Consider the following 20,179-nt stretch of genomic DNA (forward strand, 5'->3'; position numbering starts at 1 on the left):
GGGCCTCAGCTGGCCTCGAAGCGGGCCAGCATCGCCTCCCAGAAGAGGTCGCGCATCGCGTCGCTTTCCATCAGGATCTCGTGGCGCGCGCCCTCGATCTCCAGCAGCTCGGCTTGGGGCCAGCGGGCGGCCCGGTCGCGGATCGCGGCCTGGGACACGACCTTTTCCTCGGACCCGACCGAGACGAGCATCGGCACCTCGGGCGAGGGGATGCGTGACAGGCGGGTGCATTCATTCAGCGCCCGGCCGACCCAATCGAAGCTGGCCCCGCCGATGGTCAGGTCGGGCCAGGCCACGGCCTCGCGCACCAGGCGCGCCCATTCGTCGCCGTTGCGCGTCAGCAGGTTGGCGTTGAAGCTTTCATCCAGCGGATAGGTCGTCTGCGCGCCCCCGCTGCCGGGCGCGGCCAGCCCGCCCCGGCCCACGCGCCCCGCCAGATAGGCGATGCCCAAGGCCAGGCCCTGCTGCATGCGGCGCAGGTTGATCCCCCACATGGGCGCCGAGAACACCGCACTGCGCACCGGCAGCCCCTGTTCCAGCGCCGCCAGCCCGATGCAGCCGCCCATGGAATGGGCCAGCAGATGCCAGGGTTGGGGCAGGTCCAGCTGTTCGGCGGTGACCAGCATCTCGACCACGTCGCGCTGGTAATCGGACCATTCGCCGATATGGCCGGGCCGGCGATTGGCTTGCAGCCGGTCCGACATGCCCTGTCCGCGCCAGTCGATGGCAAGGACGTCGTAGCCCTCGGCCATCAGGCGGTGGGCGACGGGGGCGTATTTCTCGATATATTCGGTGCGGCCGGGGAACAGCAGCACGCTGCCGCGCGCGTCCCCGGCCGACCAATGCGCGATGCGCAGCGTGACCCCGTCATCGGCCCGCGCCCAGAAGGCGCGCGCCGGGGCCGAATGGTCGTCGGCCAGCTGATGGAACGGGGCCTGCCGCACCGCGATCAGGACAGCTTCTGGCCCAGCTGCATCGCGACGCCCATCGAGCCGTCGATCTTCAGCTTGCCCGTCATGAAGGCGGTGGCGGGGTTCACGTCGCCGTTCATGATGCCCTCGAACACCTCGCGGGTGGCGGTCAGGGTCACGTCGGCCTCGTCATCGCCCTCGCGGACGCCGGCTTCGTCGATCATGATCGCGCCTTCGTCCTTGATGACGAATTTCGCGGTGCTGTCGAAGCTGTCGATCTTCTGGCTGAGGGCCGCCACGGCCTTGGTCACGACTTCGCTCATTTCACGTCTCCTGCTGCGCTTTGTCTGGCGCCCGACCGGCGGGCCGGGTTACATGATCGGTATGAACCGGCCCCGCTTCGTTTTCCACCATGCCGTCACGGCATTGCGTCACAAGGTTCTGACGATTTTCATGATCATTGCAAGCGCCGGCGGCCTGGCCGCGGCCGATCTGGACGAGGCCTTCGCGCGGCTGGCCGATCCGCAGGGCCAGGCCTGGCGCATCGCCGAGGCCGACATCCTGCGCGAATGGTCGCGATCGGGCTCGGCCGCGATGGATCTGCTGCTGCAACGCGCCGAGGCGGCGATGGATGCGGGCGATCTGGAGACCGCCATCGGCCACCTGACCGCGCTGACCGATCACGCCCCCGATTTCGCCGCGGGCTTTCAGGCGCGCGCCGCGGCCCTTGCCATGACGGGCCAGTTCGGCCCCGCCCTGGCCGACCTGCGCCGCACGCTGGAGCTGGAGCCGCGGCATTTCGCCGCCCTGACCCAGCTGGGCGCCATGCTGGAGGAGATGGGCGACGACGCCCGCGCCTTGGCCGCCTATCGCGCCAGCCTGGCCATCCATCCCAACCAGCAGGAGGCGATCGACGGGCAGGCCCGTCTGGAACGCCGCCGCATCGGCACCGATATCTGAGGCCATGACAATGACGACGCGCGGGCGGATCACCGCCATCCTGGGGCCCACCAACACGGGCAAGACGCATTACGCCATCCAGCGGATGCTCAATCACCGATCCGGCGTGATCGGCCTGCCGCTGCGCCTGCTGGCGCGCGAGGTCTATGACCGGATCGTGGCCGCGCGCGGCCCCTCCGTCGTGGCGCTGGTCACCGGCGAGGAACGCATCATCCCCGACCGCGTCCAGTACTGGGTCGCCACCACCGAGGCCATGCCCGACATCGCCACCGATTTCGTGGCCATCGACGAGATCCAGCTCTGCGCCGATCCGCAGCGGGGCCATGTCTTCACCGACCGCCTGCTGCATATGCGCGGCACGTTGGAGACGATGTTCCTGGGCAGCGGCACGATGCGCCCGGCCATCGCGGCGCTGGTCCCCGAGACGCATTTCGAACGGCGGGAGCGGTTCTCGACCCTGTCCTGGGCGGGGTCCAAGAAGCTGTCGCGCATGCCCGCCCGCAGCGCCATCGTGGGCTTCAGCGTGGATGACGTCTATGCCATGGCCGAGCTGATCCGGCGCCAGAAGGGCGGCTGCGCGGTCGTGATGGGCGCGCTCTCGCCCCGCACCCGCAACGCCCAGGTCGAGATGTATCAGAATGGCGAGGTCGATTACCTGGTCGCCACCGACGCCATCGGCATGGGCCTGAATCTGGACATCAAGCATGTGGCCTTCAGCGCCACACACAAGTTCGACGGCAAGCGGGTCCGGCCCCTGTTCCCGCACGAGATGGGCCAGATCGCGGGCCGCGCCGGGCGGCACACCGAATCCGGCACCTTCGGCGTGACGGGCGAGGCCGAGCCCTTGGACCCCGGGCTGATCGACGCGCTGGAGAACCACCGCTTCCAGCCGATCAGCCGCCTGATCTGGCGCAACGGGCGGCTGGAATTCGGCGGCATCGACCGGCTGATCGAAAGCCTGGAGGCCGCGCCCGGCCATGAATCGCTGATCCGGGGGCGCGAGGCCGATGACGTCGCCACCCTGAAGATCCTGCGCGAACTGCCCGAGATCCGCGACCGCGTGCAGGGCGGCAAGGATGTGCGCCTGCTGTGGGACGTGTGCCGCGTGCCCGATTTCCGCGGCATTTCCGCGATGGAGCATGCGACTTTGCTGGCGCGGATCTTCGGTTTCCTGCAGGATGGGCATATCCCGTCGGATTGGCTGGCGCGCGCGGTCAAACGCATCGACCGCGTGCAGGGCGATATCGACGCGATCTCGAAACGGCTGGCCTATATCCGCACATGGACCTATGTCGCGCAAAGAACGGGCTGGGTGGCGGACGAAAAGCATTGGCGCGGGGAAACGCGCGCTGTAGAAGACCGCCTGTCGGACGCGTTGCACGCTGCCCTGACCCAAAGATTTGTGGACCGGCGCACATCCGTGCTTCTGCGCCGGCTCAAGCAGAAGGAGAGCCTGGTGGCCGAAGTGAACGACAAGGGCGAAGTGACGGTCGAGGGCGAATTCGCCGGCCGTCTGGAGGGCTTCCGCTTTCGCCCCGACCAGACCGCATCGGCGGACGAGGCCAGGATGCTGAACCGCGCCAGCTATGACGCGCTGCGGCCCGAATTCCATCTGCGCGCCGACCGCTTCTACAACGCGCCCGACACGGAAATGGACTATACCGAACAGGGCGGCCTGATGTGGGGCGACCAGGCGGTGGGCAAGCTGGTCAAGGGTTCCGACCCGCTGCATCCCGGCGTCGAGGTCTTCGTCGACGAGGAGGCCGGCACCGAGATCGCCGACAAGGTCCGCCGCCGCGCCCAGCATTTCATCGACCGCAAGGTGGCCGCTTTGTTCGAGCCGCTGCTGGCGCTGCAGCGCGACGAGACGCTGACGGGCCTGGCCCGCGGCTTCGCCTTCCGCCTGGTCGAGGGCCTGGGCATCCTGCAGCGCGACACCATCGCCGCCGAGGTCAAGGAGCTGGACCAGGACGCCCGCGGCGCGCTGCGCAAGCACGGCGTGCGATTCGGCCAGTTCACCATCTTTCTGCCCGCGCTGCTGAAGCCCGCGCCGACGCGCCTGCGCCTGGTGCTGTGGTCGCTGCACGAGGGTCTGTTGGAATTCCCCGAAAGCCCGCCGCCGGGGCTGGTCACCATCCCGCATCTGCCGGTCGTGCCGGACCGGGTCTATGCGCTGTCGGGCTATCGCCCGGCAGGTGACCGCGCGATCCGCATCGACATGCTGGAACGTCTGGCCGACCTGCTGCGCGCCCAGGACACGCGCGGCGGCTTCGAGGCCAATCCCGACATGCTGTCGATCACCGGCATGACGCTGGAACAGTTTGCGGGCCTGATGCAGGGCTTGGGCTATGCCGCCGAAAAGGGCGAACGCCCCAAGGTCAAACCCGTCGAGACCCCCGTGGTCAGCCCCGCCCCCGAGGGTGAGGGATCGGACGCCCCCCTGACCGAGGAGGAATCGGTCCTGGCCGCCGAGACCCGCGCCAAATGGGAGGCCGAGCAGGCCGAGAAACGCGCCGCCGAAGGCGAGGCCCCCGAAGCCGATGCCGAGCCCGCCGCGCCCGAGATGGAGCAGTTCTACACCTTCCGTTGGGCGCCCCGTCCGCGCGGCAACCGCCGCCCGCAAGGGGACCAGTCCCAAGGCGACCGCCCCCAGGGCGAACGCCGCGGCCCGCGCCGCGAGGCTGCGCCCCAAGGCGAACGCCCCCGCAAGGACGCCCCCCAGGGCGAACGCCGCGACCGCGCCGGAAAGCCCGGCGGCAAGTTCGCCGGCAAGAAGGGCGGCAAGCCTGCGCCGCAAAGTCCCAAGACCTTCTCCTCGCGCCCCGAGAAGAAGGCCGATCCCGACAGCCCCTTCGCGATCCTGGCGCAGCTGAAGGACAAGGGCTGACTTGACGGATGATGCCGGCGCGCTGCGGCTGGACAAATGGCTCTGCCATGCGCGCTTCTTCAAGACCCGCGGCCTGGCCGCCGCCCGCATCGAGGGCGGCGGCATCCGCATCAACGGCCAGCCCTGCCGCAAGCCGGGCAGGGCGGTCAGGCCGGGCGACGCGCTGACCATATCGGCCTATGGCCAGGTGCGGATGGTGACCGTCCTGGCCTTGGGCGAACGCCGCGGACCCGCGGCCGAGGCGCAGATGCTCTATCGCGAGGATCAGACGGGTTGATTGATCCGCCGGGAATGTCTAGGTGACAGGCCGACGATCCAAGACAAGAGCGCCCCGATGACCTATGTCGTGACCGACAACTGCATCATGTGCAAATACACCGATTGCGTCGAGGTGTGCCCCGTCGACTGTTTCTACGAGGGCGAAAACACGCTGGTCATCCATCCCGACGAATGCATCGATTGCGGCGTCTGCGAACCGGAATGCCCCGCCGACGCGATCCGCCCGGATACCGAGCCGGACATGGACAAATGGGTCGAATTCAACCGGAAATATTCCGAGATGTGGCCCGTCATCACCCGCAAGAAGGACCCGCTGCCCACCGCCGCCGAGATGGACGGCCAGGACGGCAAGCTGGACAAGTACTTCTCGGAGGCGCCTGGCGCCGGGGACTGATTCGCGCCCGCATTGCGGCGCGGGGGTCTGAAATCACGACCTTCCGTGCATCGCGCCGCCCCTGAAGGCGGCGCTTTTTTCCGTGTCATTTTTGTGTTATAGTAAGGCCAAGGCGCGACATGCGGTCGTGCCGCCATGCTGCTGCATCCCGATCCTCTGCCGGACCGGGAACGCCAATGATGATCGAAAATGGACCGAGGGTGGCGCAGCCCCCCTGCGGCCCTTTGTGTCCGTCCTTCGGGCACATGTCAGAGGAAGCCAGATGTCGAAGACCAAGAAGAACGAATTCCGCCCCGATGATTTCGTCGTCTACCCCGCCCATGGCGTGGGTCGCATCGTCTCGATCGAGGAACAGGAGGTCGCGGGCCTGCGGCTGGAGATGTTCGTCATCTCGTTCGACAAGGACAAGATGACGCTCCGCGTGCCGACCGCCCGCGCCAGCGAGATCGGGATGCGCAGCCTGGCATCCCCCGACCTGATCGACCGCGCGCTGGAGACGCTGAAGGGCAAGGCCCGCGTCAAGCGCGCCATGTGGTCGCGCCGCGCTCAGGAATACGAACAGAAGATCCATTCGGGCGACCTGATGTCCATCGCCGAGGTTGTGCGCGACCTGCATCGCAGCGACGACCAGCGCGAGCAGTCCTATTCCGAACGCCAGCTTTACGAGGCGGCGCTGGACCGTCTGACCCGCGAGGTCGCGGCCGTGGGCGGCCTGGACGAGGGCGGCGCCCAGAAGCGCGTCGAGGACGTGCTGACCTCGCGCGCGGCCTGATCCCGGCCGATCAATCAGGCAGGGGCGTCCCGACGGGGCGCCCCTTGTCATGTCCGGGGTCATGTGCGGGTCGTGGACAAGCGGGGGCCCGGAACCTATAACCCCGCGCAGAACCCCAGCTTTCGAGGCGCATCATGATCAAGGTCTTCGGCCATACTTCCCCCGACACGGATTCCACCGGCTCGCCCATCATCTGGGCCTGGTATCTGAACGAGGTCCGCCAGACCCCGGCCCAGGCCGTCCTGCAGGGCGAACCCAATACCGAAGCCGCCTGGATGCTGTCGCGCTGGAACCTGGACAAGCCGCAGATCATCGACGACGTGGCCGCGGGCGACCGCTGCGTGATCGTGGACACGAACAACCCCGCCGAGCTGCCCGCCAGCCTGGACCAGGCCGAGGTGATCGAGATCATCGACCACCACCTGCTGGCCGGCGGCATCAAGACCCGCGCGCCGATCAACATCACCATCCGCCCGCTGGCCTGCACCGCGACCATCATGCATGACCTGATGGGCGAGGACATTGCCCGCGCCCCCGAGGGCATCAAGGGCGCCATGCTGACCTGCATCCTGTCGGACACGCTGGAATTCCGCAGCCCGACCACCACCCCCCATGACCGCGCCGTGGCCGAGAAGCTGGCCGCCGATCTGGGCGTCGACATCGCCGAATTCGCATCCGAGATGTTCGCCGCCAAATCCGATGTCAGCGCCTTCAGCGACGCGGCCCTGCTGAAGATGGACAGCAAGGAATACGAGCTGGGCGGCAAGCAGCTGCGCGTCTCGGTCCTGGAGACGACGGCGCCGCAGGTCCTGCTGGACCGCAAGGCCGCGCTGATGGCCGCCATGCCCGCCGTCGCGGCCGAGGACGGCGCCGACGAGGTGCTGCTGTTTGTGGTCGACATCCTGCGCGAGGAGGCGACGCTGCTGGTGCCCAACGACTTCGTCAAGTCGGTGGCCGAACGCAGCTTCGGTGTGACCGTGACCGGCGACAGCGTCGTGCTGCCCGGCGTCATGAGCCGCAAGAAACAGATCATCCCCGTCCTGGCGGTCTGATGACGCGCATCATCTCCGGGCTGGCCGAGGTCTCGGCCGGCTATGACGCGCTGTTCTGCGACCTGTGGGGCTGTCTGCACAATGGCAAACAGCCCTATCCGGTGGCCGTCGCGGCCCTGCAGGCCTTTCGCCGGCAGGGCGGGCAGGTCTGCCTGATGACCAATGCGCCGCGGCCCAGCCAGTATGTCGTGGCCCAGCTGGACCGCATGGGCGTGCCCCGCGATGCCTGGGACCTGGTGGTCAGCTCGGGCGACGCGGCGCAGGATGCGATGTTCCGCGGCGCCGTGGGCCGCCGCCTGTGGCATATCGGGATCGAGAAGGACCTGCCCTTCTTCACCGACATCCCGGCCGAGCATCGCGACGCCCCCTCGGTCACCAGCGTGCCCCTGGCCGAGGCCGAGGGGATCGTCGCCTCCGGCCCCTTCGACGAGGCCACCGAGACGCCCGAGGATTACCGCGAGCGGTTCGAGGATGCGGCGGCGCGCGATCTGCCGATGCTCTGCGCCAATCCCGATATCGTGGTCGATCTGGGCCAGACCCGGATCTATTGCGCGGGTGCGCTGGCGCAGTTCTATGAGACGCTCGGCGGGCGCACACTTTACTACGGCAAGCCGCACGGGCCGATCTATGACCGGGCGCGGGCGCTGATGGGGCTGGGCGCGGATGCGCGTATCCTGGCGGTGGGCGACGGGATCGCCACCGACATCGCCGGGGCCGAGGCGCAGGGCATCGATTCGCTTTTCGTCACCGGCGGGCTGGCGGCCGATGCCTTCGGCCCGGATGTCGAGGCACCCGATGCCGCGATGCTGGCCGAATGGCTGGATCATCAGGGCCGGTCCCCGACCTTGGCCATCGGTCGCCTACGCTGAGGCAACTTTATTCTACCAAAGTATCGAACGGGGATATTTTGTTGCTGACCGGTCCGAATGCTGCTATGCAGCACCCGAAGGGGTGCGACATCGGATGGACAGGGACATGCTGGATAATTTCCCACGCGGCACGATCGTGATCGAGGATCTGGAGGTGGGCATGATGCGCCACCTTCAGAAGCAGGTGACCGATCACGACATCCAGCTGTTCGCCGAGGTCTCGACCGATCACAACCCGGTGCATCTGGACGACGATTACGCGCGCGACACGATCTTCGAGGGGCGTATCGCGCATGGGATGCTGACGGCGGGGCTGATTTCCGCGGTGATCGGCGAACAGCTGCCGGGGCATGGCACGGTCTATCTGGGCCAGACGCTGAAATTCATGGCCCCCGTGCGTCCCGGCGACATGGTCCGGGCCGAGGTCAGCGTGGATGCCATCGATCACGCGAAACGGCGGGTGACGCTTGCAACCCGCTGCCTCGTGGGCGATACGGTCGTGCTGAAAGGCGAGGCGGTCGTGCTGGCCCCAAGCCGCAAGTTCGACTGACGGGGCGCATCGGGCGCCCCATGGGGGCCCCTTGCAGATCCATCGCGACTGGACCGGATTGCCGACCGAGGCGCGGGGCGCCTCTGTCGCCATGGGCAATTTTGACGGCGTCCACAAGGGCCACCGGGCCGTGATCGACGCGGCCCGCGCCGCATGCGACGCGCCCCTGGGGGTCGTCACCTTCGAACCCCATCCGCGCGAATATTTCGCCCCCGACGCGCCCCCCTTCCGGCTGATGAACCCCGAGGCGCGGGCCAACCGGCTGGCGCGGCTCGGCGTGGCGCAGCTCTATGAGCTGCCCTTCGGCGCGCTGCTGGCGGGCCTGACGCCCGAGGCCTTTGCCCGCGAGGTGCTGGCCGAGGGGCTGGGCATCGCCCATGTGACCATCGGCGCGGATTTCTGTTTCGGCAAGAACCGCCACGGCACCGCCGAGACCTTGGTCGAACTGGGCCGCCGCTTCGGCTTCGGGGTGACGGTCGTGCCGCTGGTCGGCCCGTCCAAGGGGGAATACAGCTCCACCGCGATCCGCACCGCCCTGGCCGAGGGACGCCCCCATGACGCCGAACGCATGCTGGGCCATTGGCACCGCATCGAGGGCGAGGTGATCCATGGCGAGAAACGCGGCCGCGAACTGGGCTGGCCCACCGCCAACATGTCCATGGCGGGGCTGCATCTGCCGCGGCTCGGGGTCTATGCGGTGCTGGTCGACGTTCTGACCGGGCCGGACCGGCTGTCCTGTCAGGGCGTCGCCTCGCTTGGCGTGCGGCCGATGTTCGGGGAGAATGCCGCCAACCTGGAGGTGCATCTGTTCGATTTCTCGGGCGACCTCTATGGTCAGCATCTGTCGGTGGCGCTGGTGCATTTCCTGCGCGACGAGGCCCGGTTCGACGGCATCCCGGCGCTGATCGCCCAGATGGAACAGGACGGGGCCGAGGCGCGCCGCCTGCTGTCGGGGCGCTGATGCGGCGGCGCTTCTGGGAGGAGCCCCTCAACACCCTCTCCGGTCCGGAATGGGAGGCGCTCTGCGACGGCTGCGGGAAATGCTGCCTGAACAAGATCGAGTTCGAGGACACGAACGAGCTGGCCTTCACCCGCGTCGCCTGCAAGCTGCTGGACGGGCAGGCCTGCCGCTGTTCCAGCTATCCCAACCGGCATGAATTCGTGCCCGATTGCGTGGTGCTGACCCCTGCCAAGATCGCCCAGATCGCATGGTGGCTGCCCGCGACCTGCGCCTATCGGCTGCGGCACGAAGGGCGGCCGCTGTTCGACTGGCACCATCTGATCTCGGGCGATCCCGAAAGCGTCCATGCGGCGGGGGCCAGCGTGCGCGGCTGGACGGTCAGCGAACTGACCGTGAGCGAGGACGATTGGGAAGACCACATCATCGAGGATCTGTCGTGAATTTCGCATCGGACAATTCATACGCCGCCCATCCCGCCGTGATCGAGGCGCTGGTCGCCGCCAATTCCGGCGCGGTGATGGGCTATGGCGCCGATCCCGTGACCGAACGGGCCGAGGCCGCGATCCGCGACCTGCTGGAGGCGCCCGAGGCCGTGGTGCGTTTCGTGGCCACGGGCACGGCGGCCAATTCCCTGGTCTGCGCGCAGCTGGCCCCGTCCTTCGGGCGCATCTATTGCCATGCGGATGCGCATATCGAAACCAGCGAATGCAATGCGCCCGAGTTCTTCTCGCACGGTGCCAAGCTGGTCACCCTGCCGGGGGCGGGCGGCAAGCTGGACCCCCGGTCCTTGGACCATGCGCTGCGGATCGGCGCGGGCGTCGGGCTGAACGGCGGGCTGAGCGCGCTGCTGTCGATCACCAATGCGACCGAATGGGGCACGGTCTATGACCCGGACGAGGTCGCGGCGCTGTCGCGGATCGCCCATGATGCGGGTCTGCCGGTGCATATGGACGGGGCGCGCTTTGCCAATGCGGTGGCGACGCTCGGCTGTTCGGCGGCGGATCTGACATGGCGGGCGGGCGTCGACGCGCTGTGCCTGGGCGGAACCAAGAACGGCGCGATGGCGGCCGAGGCGATGGTCTTCTTCGATCCGGCGCGGGCGGCGCATTTCGATTATCGCCGCAAGCAGGCCGGGCATGTCCTGTCCAAGAACCGCTATCTGGCGGCGCAGATGCTGGCCTTGGCCAGCGACGGGCTGTGGCTGGATCTGGCGCGCGGGGCCAATGCCAAGGCCCAGGCCCTTGGCCGCGCGGTGATCGAGGGCGGCGGCCGGCTGGATCAGCCGGTGCTGTCGAACGGCGTCTTTGCGACGATTGCGGCCGCGACCCATGCGCGGGCGCGCAAGGCGGGGGCGCTCTATCACCTCTGGCCGGACAAGTCGGCCGAGACGGCCGATCAGGTCTCGATCCGGCTGGTCTGTGCCTGGGACACGCCCGAGGCCGATGTGACGGCCATGGCGGCGCTGCTGCGCGGCTAGGGCCGCAGCGCGTCCAGCAGCAGGTTCAGCGCATGCTCCACCGTCGCGTCGCGGACCTGGCGGCGGCCTATGGCGCCGAATTCCACCGTCTCGGTCCGGGTGCCGAAGGGGTCGGCGATGCCGAAGCAGACCCGGCCCTCGGGCTTGTGTTCGGACCCGCCGGGACCGGCGATCCCGGTGACCGAGACCGCGACACCGGCCTGCGATCCGCGCAGCGCGCCTGCGGCCATCTGGGCGGCGACCTCCTCGCTGACGGCGCCATGGGCCTCCAGCGCGGCGGCGGTGACGCCCAGCATCTGGGTCTTGGCGGCGTTGGAATAGGTGACGAAGCCGCGGTCGAAGGCATCCGATGATCCCGGCACCTCGGTCAGCGCGGCCGAGATCAGCCCGCCCGTGCAGCTTTCCGCAGTGGCGATGGTGATGCCGCGCAGCCGCGCCGCATCCAGGACCGCGGCCGCCGCGCTCACATCAGCACCCCATGGGCCAGACCGGCGGCGATCATCGTGGCGATGCCCGCGAAGATCCCCGCCCAGAGGTCGTCCAGCATCACGCCGGGCGCGTCATGGCGGCGGTCGGCCCGGCCCACCAGCCACGGCTTCCAGATGTCGAACAGCCGAAAGAAGACAAAGGCCGCGACCCATCCGGGCCAAGGGAAGTTGTCGGGCCCCAGCCCCATGTACCAGAAGCCGAAGGATGGGAACATCAGTGCCAGCCACTGGCCCGCGACCTCGTCGATGACGATCTCGGACCGGTCGGGATCGGTCATCCCGGCGGTGTAGCGCGGCACGGCCCAGAACCCCAGCAGGATCACCAGCCCGGTGGCCAGGGCCAGCAGCGGGAAATGCCCGATCCGGTGCAGCAGCAGCCCCATCGCCACCGCGACGGCCGATCCCCAGGTGCCCGGGCCGGGGCGCAGCAGCCCCGCGCCGAACCAGGTGCAGATGATCCTGTCCATCGCCTATTCCTTGATCAGGGCGGCGGTCGCGATCGCCGCGATCCCCTCGCGCCGCCCGGTGAAGCCGAGCCGTTCGGATGTGGTCGCCTTGACGCTGATGCGCGATTCCTCCAGCCCCATGATCTGGGACAGGCGGTGGGCCATGGCGGCGGCATGGGGGCCGATCTTGGGCGCCTCGCAGATCAGGGTCACGTCGGCATTGGCGATGCGATAGCCCTTGTCGCGGGCCAGCGTCGCCGCATGGGCCAGAAAGATCGCGCTGTCGGCGCCCTTCCATTGCGGGTCGGAGGGCGGGAAGTGCCGCCCGATATCGCCTTGTGCCAGCGCGCCATAGATGGCATCGGTCAGCGCGTGCATCCCCACATCCGCATCCGAATGACCCAGCAGGGCCGCATCATGCGGCACGCGCACACCGCAGAGCGTCACATGATCGCCTTGGGTGAAGGCATGCACGTCGTAACCATTGCCAAGGCGGATATCCATATCGGTCCTCAGGATGCGCTCGGCGCGCGTGAAATCGTCGGGAAAGGTGATCTTCAGGTTGTCTTCGGCACCTTGGGTGATGGCAACCTCAACCCCGGCTGCCAAGGCCAGTTCCACGTCATCGGCGGCCTGCAGCGGATGGTCGCGATGCGCGGCCAGGATGACGGGCAGGGCAAAGCCCTGGGGCGTCTGCGCGCGATGCAGCCCGTCGCGCGGGGTGGTCGCCGTCACGCGCCCCCCGTCGCCCCGCCACAGCGCGTCCGAGACGGGCAAAGCCGGGGCCGCCGCCTGCGCGCCGTCCTGCAGGGCCGCGATGACGCCCGCGATCACCGCATCGGGGACCAGGGGACGGGCGCCGTCATGGATCAGGACATGACTGGCCTGACCCTCCAACGCGGTCAGGCCCGCGCGGACGCTGGCGGCGCGGCTGTCGGCCCCCGCGACCAGCGTGACCGCCCCGCCATAGCGGTTGATGGCGTGGTCCATGTCATCAGGATGCACGACCAGCACGATCCGCTCAAAGCCCGAAAACGCGCGGATTGTGTGATCCAGCACCGGGCGGCCGGCCAGGTCGCGCCATTGCTTGGGCTGGCCCGCGCCCGCCCGGATGCCCCGTCCCGCCGCCGTGATCAGCGCCGCAAAGCCCGCAGGCGCGCGGACCGTCATGCGTGATTGGGCATGTCGCCGCCGATCGCATCGGCGAATGCCGAGCGATAGAGCTGCGACAGGTCCGCCAAGGGCGCCGCATCGCCGCCGAAGCGCACCGCATCGCCGCCGAAGCGGCCGACGCGGTGGACGGGCACGCCCGCATCCCCGGCCGTCGCGACCAGCGCATCGGCAGCATCCGGGCGGCAGGCGACCAGGTAGCGGGCCTGATCCTCGCCAAAGAGCTGCGCGATGTCGGCGTCGTCCAGGGTGATGCCGATGCCTGCCGCCTCGGCCATCTCGAAGGCGGCCAAGGCCAGGCCGCCATCGGACAGGTCGGTCGCGGCAGCCAGATGGGCGCGGTTCGCGCGCAGGAATTCGCCATGCTGACGCTCGGCGGCCAGATCGACGGGGGGGGCGTCGCCGGTCTCGATCCCGAAGGCCTCATAGGCCAGGGCGGATTGGCCCAGATGGCCGGCCGTGTCGCCGATGACCAGCGCCACGTCGCCATCCTGCGGCAGGCCCGCGATGATGTCGTCCAGATCCGCGATCAGCCCGACCCCGCCGATGGTGGGGGTGGGCATGATGCCCGTGCCGTCGGTCTCGTTGTAAAGCGAGACGTTGCCCGAGACGATGGGGAAGTCCAGCGCCCGGCAAGCATCGCCGATGCCCTTGATGGCGCCGACCAGCTGCCCCATGATCTGGGGCTTTTCGGGATTGCCGAAATTCAGGTTGTCGGTGGTGGCCAAGGGCAGGGCGCCCACGGCGGTCAGGTTGCGCCAGGCCTCGGCCACGGCCTGCTTGCCGCCCTCATAGGGGTTGGCGCGGACATAGCGGGGCGTCACGTCGCTGGTGAAGGCCAGCGCCTTGCGGGTGCCATGGACACGCACCACGCCCGCGCCCATGCCGGGGCGGCGGATCGTGTCGGCGCCGACCTGCGTGTCGTATTGTTCCCAGACCCAGGCCTTGTGGGCGTGGTTCACGCTGCCGATCAGGGCGCGCAGGGCCGCGATGGGCGCGATCTGCGGCAGATCGGGCGCGGGGCCTGCGGGCGGGGTTTCCACCCAGGGGCGGTCATATTCCGGGGCCGAGGAGGACAGTTTCGACAGCGGCAGGTCGGCCATGACCTGATTGCCATGCAGGATCAGGAAGCGGTCCTCGGGGATCGTCTCGCCCACGATGGCGAAATCCAGGTCCCATTTCTCGAAGATGGCGCGGGCCTCGGCCTCCTTTTCGGGCTTCAGGACCATCAGCATCCGTTCCTGGGATTCCGACAGCATCATCTCATAGGCGGTCATGTTCGTCTCGCGCTGCGGGACGTGGTCCAAGGTCAGCTTGATGCCGAGGCCGCCCTTGTCGCCCATCTCGACCGCCGAACAGGTCAGGCCCGCCGCACCCATGTCCTGAATGGAAATCACGCTGCCCGAGGCCATCAGCTCCAGACAGGCCTCCAGCAGGCATTTTTCGGTGAAGGGGTCGCCGACCTGGACGGTGGGGCGCTTGTCCTCGATCGTGTCGTCGAATTCCGCGCTGGCCATGGTCGCGCCGCCGACGCCGTCGCGGCCGGTTTTGGCGCCAAGGTAAACCACCGGCATTCCGACGCCCGAGGCCGCGGAATAGAAGATCTTGTCCGCATCCGCGAGGCCCGCCGCGAAGGCGTTGACCAGGCAGTTGCCGTTATAGCTTTCGTGGAAACGCACCTCGCCGCCGACATTGGGCACGCCGAAGGCGTTGCCGTAGGCGCCGATGCCCTCGACCACGCCCTTGACCAGATGCGCGGTCTTGGGATGGCTGGGCAGGCCGAAGGACAGCGCATCCATCGCCGCGATGGGCCGCGCACCCATGGTGAAGACGTCGCGCAGGATGCCGCCCACGCCGGTCGCGGCGCCCTGATGGGGCTCGATATAGCTGGGGTGGTTGTGGCTCTCCATCTTGAAGACCACGGCCTGGCCGTCGCCGATATCCACGACGCCCGCATTCTCGCCCGGCCCGCAGATGACCTGCGGACCCTCGGTCGGCAGGGTGCGCAGCCATTTCTTCGACGATTTGTAGGAGCAATGCTCGTTCCACATGGCGCTGAAGATGCCCAGTTCGGTGAAGCTGGGTTCGCGGCCGATGATCTGCAGGATGCGGTCATATTCGTCGGGCTTGAGCCCGTGCGCGGCGATCAGTTCCGGTGTGACCTGCGGTTCCTGCATGATGGGCCCTTCCTGCGCATGAAATCACGCGCCTTTTAGGCGCTGCAGGCCCGCATGGAAAGGCCGCACGACCCGGGCGCGCGACAAAAAAAAGCCGGGCACGAGGCCCGGCCTAAGTCCAACAGGGAGGTAGAAGGTGATGAGCCGCTAAGCTCGCGTTCGCCTTCTAAGCCCGATCTATGTGCAGTTTGTGAACGGTTCAAGATAAACCGCGCTGCATCCGCAGCATATCGGCCATGCAGTGGCGTAATGGCTACAACCCTGGGCTGAAATCTGCCGATCCGGGGCCGGTCTGCCACCGGAACGGGCAGGTCAGAGCTGGCCGGCCTCGCTCTGGAAACGGCGATAGGCCTGGATCTCCTCCAGCACGAAATCGCGGAAGACCGCCACGCGGCGGGTCTGGCGCAGTTCCTCGGGATAGGCAAGGAAGACCGGCACCTCGCCGGATTCCGTGTCGGGAAAGACGCGCACGAGATCGGGATGGTCGGCGGTCAGGTAATCGGGCAGCACGCCGATGCCCAGATTGGCCAGCACCGCCTGCAGCACGCCGAAATAGTTGTTCACGGTCAGGGTCGATCCGACATTCTGGGCCATCAGCTCCTGCACCAGGCGGGCGCCGGCGGCGACCTGGGGCTGATCGGGCTTCTGGCAGATCAGCCGATGCGCGGCCAGGTCGGTCAGGCTTTCGGGCGCGCCGTTGCGGGCAATGTAGTCGGGGCTGGCATAGAGCCGCATGCGGATGTTCAGCAAGCGGCGGCGGATCAGGTCGGACTGGCTGGGCTCCTTCATGCGGATGGCCACGTCCGCCTCGCGCATGGGCAGGTCCAGCACGCGTTCCTCCAGCAGCAGGTCGATGCGCAGGTCTGGGAATTTCTCATAGAGCTTGACCAGCCGCGGGGCCAGCCACAGCGTGCCGAAGCCCACCGTGGCCGTGACCTTCAATTCGCCGAAGACGTTTTCCTCGCTGTCGCGGATGCGGGCCGAGGCGCTGTCCAGCTTGCGCGACATAGAGGACGTCGCCTCGAACAGCAATTCGCCCTGTTCGGTCAGAATCAGCCCCCGCGCATGGCGGTGAAACAGGGTCGTGCCGAGCGATTCCTCCAGCGCGCGGATCTGGCGGCTGACGGCGGATTGCGACAGATGCAGCACGTCGCCGGCATGGGTCAGGCTGCCCGCATCCGCGACCGCGTGAAAGATCCTGAGCTTGTCCCAATCCATCCTTTACATTCCTGCCCTGTCAGCCATGCGCGATTTGCAGACCTTTCCTTCCAACTGCGGATCGTTGATCGCTTCGTCAAGCACCGATTTTTTGGTTCTTTAGTCAGCCATTCTGACCTATACTGTCCTTGGGGAGCCGCAAGGCACAGGAGGACACAGCCATGAGCAGCCATGAATTCACCTTGGCGGATCGTTTCGATCTGTCGAAGACCCACGTCTTGTTGAACGGAACCCAGGCATTGGTGCGGCTGATGCTGATGCAGGCGGCACGCGACAAAGCGGCGGGGCTGGACACGGCGGGGCTGGTCACCGGCTATCGCGGATCGCCCCTGGGCGGTGTCGATCTGGCCATGATGCGCGAGGCCAAGCGCCTGGAGGCGGCGCAGGTCCGGTTCCAGCCCGGCCTGAACGAGGATCTGGCCGCCACCGCCATCTGGGGTAGCCAGCAGGCCGAGTTGCGTGGCGAGGGGCGCCACCACGGCGTCTTCGCGCTGTGGTACGGCAAGGGCCCGGGCGTGGACCGCACCGGCGACGTGATGCGCCATGCCAACATGGCCGGCTCGTCTCGCCATGGCGGCGTGGTCATGGCGATGGGCGACGATCATACGGGCGAAAGTTCGACCGTGCTGCATCAGTCGGACTGGGCGATGATCGACGCCTATATTCCGGTGCTGTCGCCGGCGGGCGTGCAGGAGATCCTGGATTACGGCCTCTATGGTTTCGCGCTGTCGCGCTATGCGGGGGTCTGGACGGGTCTGAAGACGATGAAGGACACGGTCGAGGCGACGGCGGTGGTCCACGGCGATCCGTTCCGCATGCAGTTCGTGACCCCCGAGCGTGCCTTGCCCGAGGGCGGGCTGAACATCCGGCTTGGCGACACCCCCGTCGCCCAGGAGGCGCGGATGATCGACCACAAGCGGTGGGCGGCCGAGGCGTTTTCCCGCGCCAACCGCATCGACCGCCGGGTCTGGGGCCGGTCCGGGGCGCGGATCGGCTTTGTCGCGGCGGGCAAGAACTGGCTGGACCTGGTCCATGCGCTGTCGCTTCTGGGCATCGACGAGACCGAGGCCGAGCGTTTGGGCCTGACCACCTACAAGGTCGGCCAGACCTGGCCCATGGACATGAAATCCATCCAGGAATGGTCCGAGGATCTGGAACTGATCGTCTGCGTCGAGGAGAAGCGCAAGCTGATCGAGGTCCAGCTGAAGGAGGCGATCTTCGACAACCGCCGGGGCCGTCGCGTCCATGGCTGGAAGCATGACCGAACGGGAGAGGAGCTGTTCCCCACCCGCTACGCTTTGGACCCGGTGATGATCGCCCAGAAGATCGGCGCGATCCTGGTCGAGGAGGGCCGCGGCACCGAGGCCGTGCGCGCGGGCCTGGCCCGGCTGGCCGAGGTGCGCCGCAACGACAACGCCCCGGAGATCGCGACCCGCACGCCCTGGTTCTGTTCGGGCTGTCCGCATAACAGCTCGACCCGTCTGCCCGAGGGCAGCCGCGCCTATGCGGGGATCGGCTGTCACTACATGGTCCAGTGGATGGGCCGCGAGACCGAGGGCTTCACCCATATGGGCGGCGAGGGGGCGAACTGGATCGGCGAGGCGCCGTTCAGCAAAAGAACCCATGTCTTTCAGAACCTTGGCGACGGAACCTATAATCATTCGGGGTCCTTGGCGATCCGTGCGGCGCTGGCCGCGGGGACCAATATCACCTACAAGATCCTCTATAACGATGCCGTCGCGATGACCGGTGGCCAGCCGAACGAGGGCGGGCTGACCGCGCCCCAGATTGCCCGCGAATTGCAGGCCATGGGCGTCGATCCGGTGATCGTCGTGCATGACGAAAAGGAGGAGGTCGATCCCGCGCATTACCCCTCCGGCATGCGGATCGAGGAGCGGTCGCAGATGATGGCCGTCCAGCGCGAGCTGGAGACGCGCCAGGGGGTCAGCGCGATCCTCTATATCCAGACCTGTGCGGCGGAAAAGCGTCGGCGGCGCAAGAAGGGCCAGTTCCCCGACCCCGATCGCCGCATCTGGATCAACCCGGAGGTCTGCGAGGGCTGCGGCGATTGCTCGGTCCAGTCGAACTGCGTGTCGATCGTGCCGCTGGACACCGATCTGGGCCGCAAGCGCCAAGTCGAGCAATCCAGCTGCAACAAGGATTACAGCTGCGTCAAGGGCTTCTGCCCCAGCTTCGTATCGGTGCGCGGCGGCACGCTGCGCCGCCCCAAGGCCGAGGCCTTCGATCTGCCTACGCTGCCCGATCCCGCGCTGCCCGCGATCCGGGGCACGCATAACATCGTCATCACCGGCGTGGGCGGCACCGGTGTCGTCACCGTGGGCGCGGTGCTGGCCCAGGCCGCGCATATGGACGGCAAGGGCGCCGGCATGATGGAGATGGCGGGCCTGGCCCAGAAGGGCGGCGCGGTCCATATCCACCTGCGCCTGGCCGAACGCCCCGAGGACATCACCGCCATCCGCGTGGCGACGGGCGAGGCCGATTGCGTGATCGGTGGGGATCTGGTCGTGTCCGCCGGGGCCAAGACCGTGGGCCTGATGACCCGCGGCCGGACCGGCGCGGTGGTCAACGATCACGAGATCATCACCGGCGATTTCACCCGCGACCGCGATTTCCGTGTGCCCTCGGACCGGCTGCGCATGTCGCTGCAGGCGCGGCTGTCGGACCGGGTGGCGTTCTTCGACGCCAATGACCTGGCACTGCGGATGCTGGGGGATTCGATCTTCTCCAACATGCTGGTGCTGGGAGCCTGCTGGCAGCAGGGGCTGATCCCGCTGTCCGAGGCGGCGATCCTGGACGCGATCCGCCTGAACGGCGCCCAGGTCGAGGCGAACCAGCGCGCCTTCCGCATCGGGCGGTGGGCCATGGCCTTTCCCGATCAGGCCCGCAGGCCAGCCCCCGTGGCGCAGATCCCCGCCGATCCCGTCGCGCTGCGCGAGGAACGGCTGGTCGGCTATCAGGGCCGCCGCTTGGCGCGACGCTTCCGCAAGCTGGTCGATCAGGCCCCGGCCCAGCTGCGTGACGCCGTCGCAGGAAGCTATTACAAGCTGTTGGCCTACAAGGACGAATACGAGGTCGCGCGGCTGCATCTGGCCACCGCCGCCCAAGTGGCCGAGCGGTGGGAGGGCGATGTCCGCCTGTCGCTGCACCTGGCCCCGCCGATGCTGCCGGGCAAGGATGCGGATGGCCGCCCGGCCAAGCGCGAATTCGGGCCGTGGATGTTCCGCGCCTTTCGCGTGCTGGCCGCGCTGAAGGGGCTGCGCGGCACGCCGCTGGACGTCTTCGGCTATGCGGCGGAACGGCGGCATGAACGCGCGATGATCCGCGAATTCGAGGCCGACATGGCCGAGATCTTTGCCGGCGTCACCGATCACACCATGCCCGTCGCGCTGGAGCTGGCCCAGCTGCCGCAATCGGTGCGCGGCTTCGGCCCGGTCAAGGCCGCCGCCGCCGAACGCGCGGCCGCCCGGCGGGCCGAGCTGCTGGCCCAGTTCCGGTCGGGCCACGCACCCATCCGTGAAGCCGCTGAATGATCTGAATCATTTTCAAA

19 protein-coding genes are annotated in these 20,179 nt (G+C 68.0%); 12 read left to right on the forward strand and 7 right to left on the reverse strand.

Annotated elements, in window-relative coordinates; translation table 11 throughout:
* Positions 1-5: 5 nt before the first annotated feature.
* Positions 6-944, reverse strand: coding sequence for an alpha/beta fold hydrolase (locus tag JHW48_RS08510; RefSeq protein WP_119885087.1), 939 nt, complete (start codon positions 942-944; stop codon positions 6-8).
* Positions 945-949: 5 nt separating this feature from the next.
* Entirely contained in the window at positions 950-1,234 is a 285-nt protein-coding gene (locus JHW48_RS08515) for an SCP2 sterol-binding domain-containing protein (protein ID WP_119885086.1), read from the reverse strand.
* Between the two features lie 130 nt (positions 1,235-1,364).
* Between JHW48_RS08515 and JHW48_RS08520 the strand changes: the two genes are divergently transcribed.
* The 11 genes from JHW48_RS08520 (at position 1,365) to JHW48_RS08570 (ending at position 11,112) form a co-directional block, all read left to right on the forward strand.
* On the forward strand, positions 1,365-1,871 hold the full coding sequence (locus tag JHW48_RS08520; protein WP_147388045.1) for a tetratricopeptide repeat protein: 507 nt from the start codon (positions 1,365-1,367) through the stop codon (positions 1,869-1,871).
* A 10-nt stretch (positions 1,872-1,881) separates the two neighbouring features.
* Positions 1,882-4,758: a helicase-related protein gene (locus JHW48_RS08525; RefSeq protein ID WP_119885084.1), complete on the forward strand. Its 2,877-nt coding sequence runs from the start codon at positions 1,882-1,884 to the stop codon at positions 4,756-4,758.
* 1 nt (position 4,759) lies between these two features.
* Positions 4,760-5,035, forward strand: coding sequence for an RNA-binding S4 domain-containing protein (locus JHW48_RS08530; RefSeq protein ID WP_119885083.1), 276 nt, complete (start codon positions 4,760-4,762; stop codon positions 5,033-5,035).
* A gap of 57 nt (positions 5,036-5,092) precedes the next feature.
* A complete protein-coding gene (gene fdxA, locus JHW48_RS08535) occupies positions 5,093-5,431 on the forward strand; it encodes a ferredoxin FdxA (RefSeq protein WP_119885082.1) in 339 nt (112 codons plus the stop codon).
* A 262-nt stretch (positions 5,432-5,693) separates the two neighbouring features.
* Positions 5,694-6,203: a CarD family transcriptional regulator gene (locus JHW48_RS08540; protein WP_119885081.1), complete on the forward strand. Its 510-nt coding sequence runs from the start codon at positions 5,694-5,696 to the stop codon at positions 6,201-6,203.
* A gap of 134 nt (positions 6,204-6,337) precedes the next feature.
* The gene (locus tag JHW48_RS08545) at positions 6,338-7,255 is read left to right on the forward strand and encodes a manganese-dependent inorganic pyrophosphatase (RefSeq protein ID WP_119885080.1); all 918 of its coding nucleotides are present in this window, start codon (positions 6,338-6,340) and stop codon (positions 7,253-7,255) included.
* Entirely contained in the window at positions 7,255-8,124 is an 870-nt protein-coding gene (locus JHW48_RS08550; RefSeq protein ID WP_119885079.1) for a TIGR01459 family HAD-type hydrolase, read from the forward strand. Before JHW48_RS08545 ends, JHW48_RS08550 begins: the two co-directional genes overlap by 1 nt.
* A 106-nt stretch (positions 8,125-8,230) precedes the next feature.
* A complete protein-coding gene (locus tag JHW48_RS08555) occupies positions 8,231-8,674 on the forward strand; it encodes a MaoC family dehydratase (protein ID WP_119885119.1) in 444 nt (147 codons plus the stop codon).
* 31 nt (positions 8,675-8,705) lie between these two features.
* The gene (locus JHW48_RS08560; RefSeq protein ID WP_119885078.1) at positions 8,706-9,635 is read left to right on the forward strand and encodes a bifunctional riboflavin kinase/FAD synthetase; all 930 of its coding nucleotides are present in this window, start codon (positions 8,706-8,708) and stop codon (positions 9,633-9,635) included.
* Positions 9,635-10,075, forward strand: coding sequence for a YcgN family cysteine cluster protein (locus JHW48_RS08565; RefSeq protein WP_119885077.1), 441 nt, complete (start codon positions 9,635-9,637; stop codon positions 10,073-10,075). Before JHW48_RS08560 ends, JHW48_RS08565 begins: the two co-directional genes overlap by 1 nt.
* On the forward strand, positions 10,072-11,112 hold the full coding sequence (locus JHW48_RS08570) for a threonine aldolase family protein (RefSeq protein WP_119885076.1): 1,041 nt from the start codon (positions 10,072-10,074) through the stop codon (positions 11,110-11,112). The genes JHW48_RS08565 and JHW48_RS08570 overlap by 4 nt, the downstream gene beginning before the upstream one ends.
* Here the strand turns inward: JHW48_RS08570 and JHW48_RS08575 are convergent.
* The 5 genes from JHW48_RS08575 to JHW48_RS08595 all read right to left on the reverse strand — a co-directional run bounded on the left by JHW48_RS08575 (position 11,109) and on the right by JHW48_RS08595 (position 16,611).
* Complete coding sequence (locus JHW48_RS08575) at positions 11,109-11,579, reverse strand: CinA family protein (protein ID WP_119885075.1); 471 nt, start codon at positions 11,577-11,579, stop codon at positions 11,109-11,111. The two genes, JHW48_RS08570 and JHW48_RS08575, sit on opposite strands and share 4 nt — an antisense overlap.
* Positions 11,576-12,067, reverse strand: coding sequence for a phosphatidylglycerophosphatase A family protein (locus tag JHW48_RS08580; protein WP_119885074.1), 492 nt, complete (start codon positions 12,065-12,067; stop codon positions 11,576-11,578). The genes JHW48_RS08575 and JHW48_RS08580 overlap by 4 nt, the downstream gene beginning before the upstream one ends.
* Before the next feature lie 3 nt (positions 12,068-12,070).
* Positions 12,071-13,216, reverse strand: a complete 1,146-nt coding sequence (locus JHW48_RS08585) for a bifunctional 2-C-methyl-D-erythritol 4-phosphate cytidylyltransferase/2-C-methyl-D-erythritol 2,4-cyclodiphosphate synthase (RefSeq protein ID WP_119885073.1) — start codon at positions 13,214-13,216, stop codon at positions 12,071-12,073.
* Positions 13,213-15,393: a phosphoribosylformylglycinamidine synthase subunit PurL gene (purL, locus tag JHW48_RS08590; protein ID WP_119885072.1), complete on the reverse strand. Its 2,181-nt coding sequence runs from the start codon at positions 15,391-15,393 to the stop codon at positions 13,213-13,215. Before purL ends, JHW48_RS08585 begins: the two co-directional genes overlap by 4 nt.
* A gap of 312 nt (positions 15,394-15,705) precedes the next feature.
* Complete coding sequence (locus tag JHW48_RS08595; protein WP_119885071.1) at positions 15,706-16,611, reverse strand: LysR family transcriptional regulator; 906 nt, start codon at positions 16,609-16,611, stop codon at positions 15,706-15,708.
* A 161-nt stretch (positions 16,612-16,772) separates the two neighbouring features.
* On the opposite strand from JHW48_RS08595, the gene JHW48_RS08600 reads away from it, so the two are divergent.
* Positions 16,773-20,162 carry an indolepyruvate ferredoxin oxidoreductase family protein gene (locus JHW48_RS08600; protein ID WP_119885070.1) on the forward strand — a complete coding sequence of 1,130 codons (3,390 nt, stop codon included), beginning with the start codon at positions 16,773-16,775 and terminating at the stop codon, positions 20,160-20,162.
* The last annotated feature ends 17 nt before the right edge of the window (positions 20,163-20,179 follow it).

The organism is Paracoccus aestuarii (assembly GCF_028553885.1).
GTDB lineage: Bacteria > Pseudomonadota > Alphaproteobacteria > Rhodobacterales > Rhodobacteraceae > Paracoccus > Paracoccus aestuarii.

Excerpts from the sequence above, each read along its gene's own strand:
- JHW48_RS08540 (WP_119885081.1), top strand. The coding sequence starts at position 5,694 with ATGTCGAAGACCAAGAAGAACGAATTCCGCCCCGATGATTTCGTCGTC.
- purL (WP_119885072.1), bottom strand. The coding sequence starts at position 15,393 with ATGCAGGAACCGCAGGTCACACCGGAACTGATCGCCGCGCACGGGCTC.
- JHW48_RS08545 (WP_119885080.1), top strand. The coding sequence starts at position 6,338 with ATGATCAAGGTCTTCGGCCATACTTCCCCCGACACGGATTCCACCGGC.
- JHW48_RS08525 (WP_119885084.1), top strand. The coding sequence starts at position 1,882 with ATGACGACGCGCGGGCGGATCACCGCCATCCTGGGGCCCACCAACACG.
- JHW48_RS08565 (WP_119885077.1), top strand. The coding sequence starts at position 9,635 with ATGCGGCGGCGCTTCTGGGAGGAGCCCCTCAACACCCTCTCCGGTCCG.
- JHW48_RS08515 (WP_119885086.1), bottom strand. The coding sequence starts at position 1,234 with ATGAGCGAAGTCGTGACCAAGGCCGTGGCGGCCCTCAGCCAGAAGATC.
- JHW48_RS08550 (WP_119885079.1), top strand. The coding sequence starts at position 7,255 with ATGACGCGCATCATCTCCGGGCTGGCCGAGGTCTCGGCCGGCTATGAC.
- JHW48_RS08585 (WP_119885073.1), bottom strand. The coding sequence starts at position 13,216 with ATGACGGTCCGCGCGCCTGCGGGCTTTGCGGCGCTGATCACGGCGGCG.
- fdxA (WP_119885082.1), top strand. The coding sequence starts at position 5,093 with ATGACCTATGTCGTGACCGACAACTGCATCATGTGCAAATACACCGAT.
- JHW48_RS08555 (WP_119885119.1), top strand. The coding sequence starts at position 8,231 with ATGCTGGATAATTTCCCACGCGGCACGATCGTGATCGAGGATCTGGAG.
- JHW48_RS08580 (WP_119885074.1), bottom strand. The coding sequence starts at position 12,067 with ATGGACAGGATCATCTGCACCTGGTTCGGCGCGGGGCTGCTGCGCCCC.
- JHW48_RS08595 (WP_119885071.1), bottom strand. The coding sequence starts at position 16,611 with ATGGATTGGGACAAGCTCAGGATCTTTCACGCGGTCGCGGATGCGGGC.
- JHW48_RS08520 (WP_147388045.1), top strand. The coding sequence starts at position 1,365 with ATGATCATTGCAAGCGCCGGCGGCCTGGCCGCGGCCGATCTGGACGAG.
- JHW48_RS08600 (WP_119885070.1), top strand. The coding sequence starts at position 16,773 with ATGAGCAGCCATGAATTCACCTTGGCGGATCGTTTCGATCTGTCGAAG.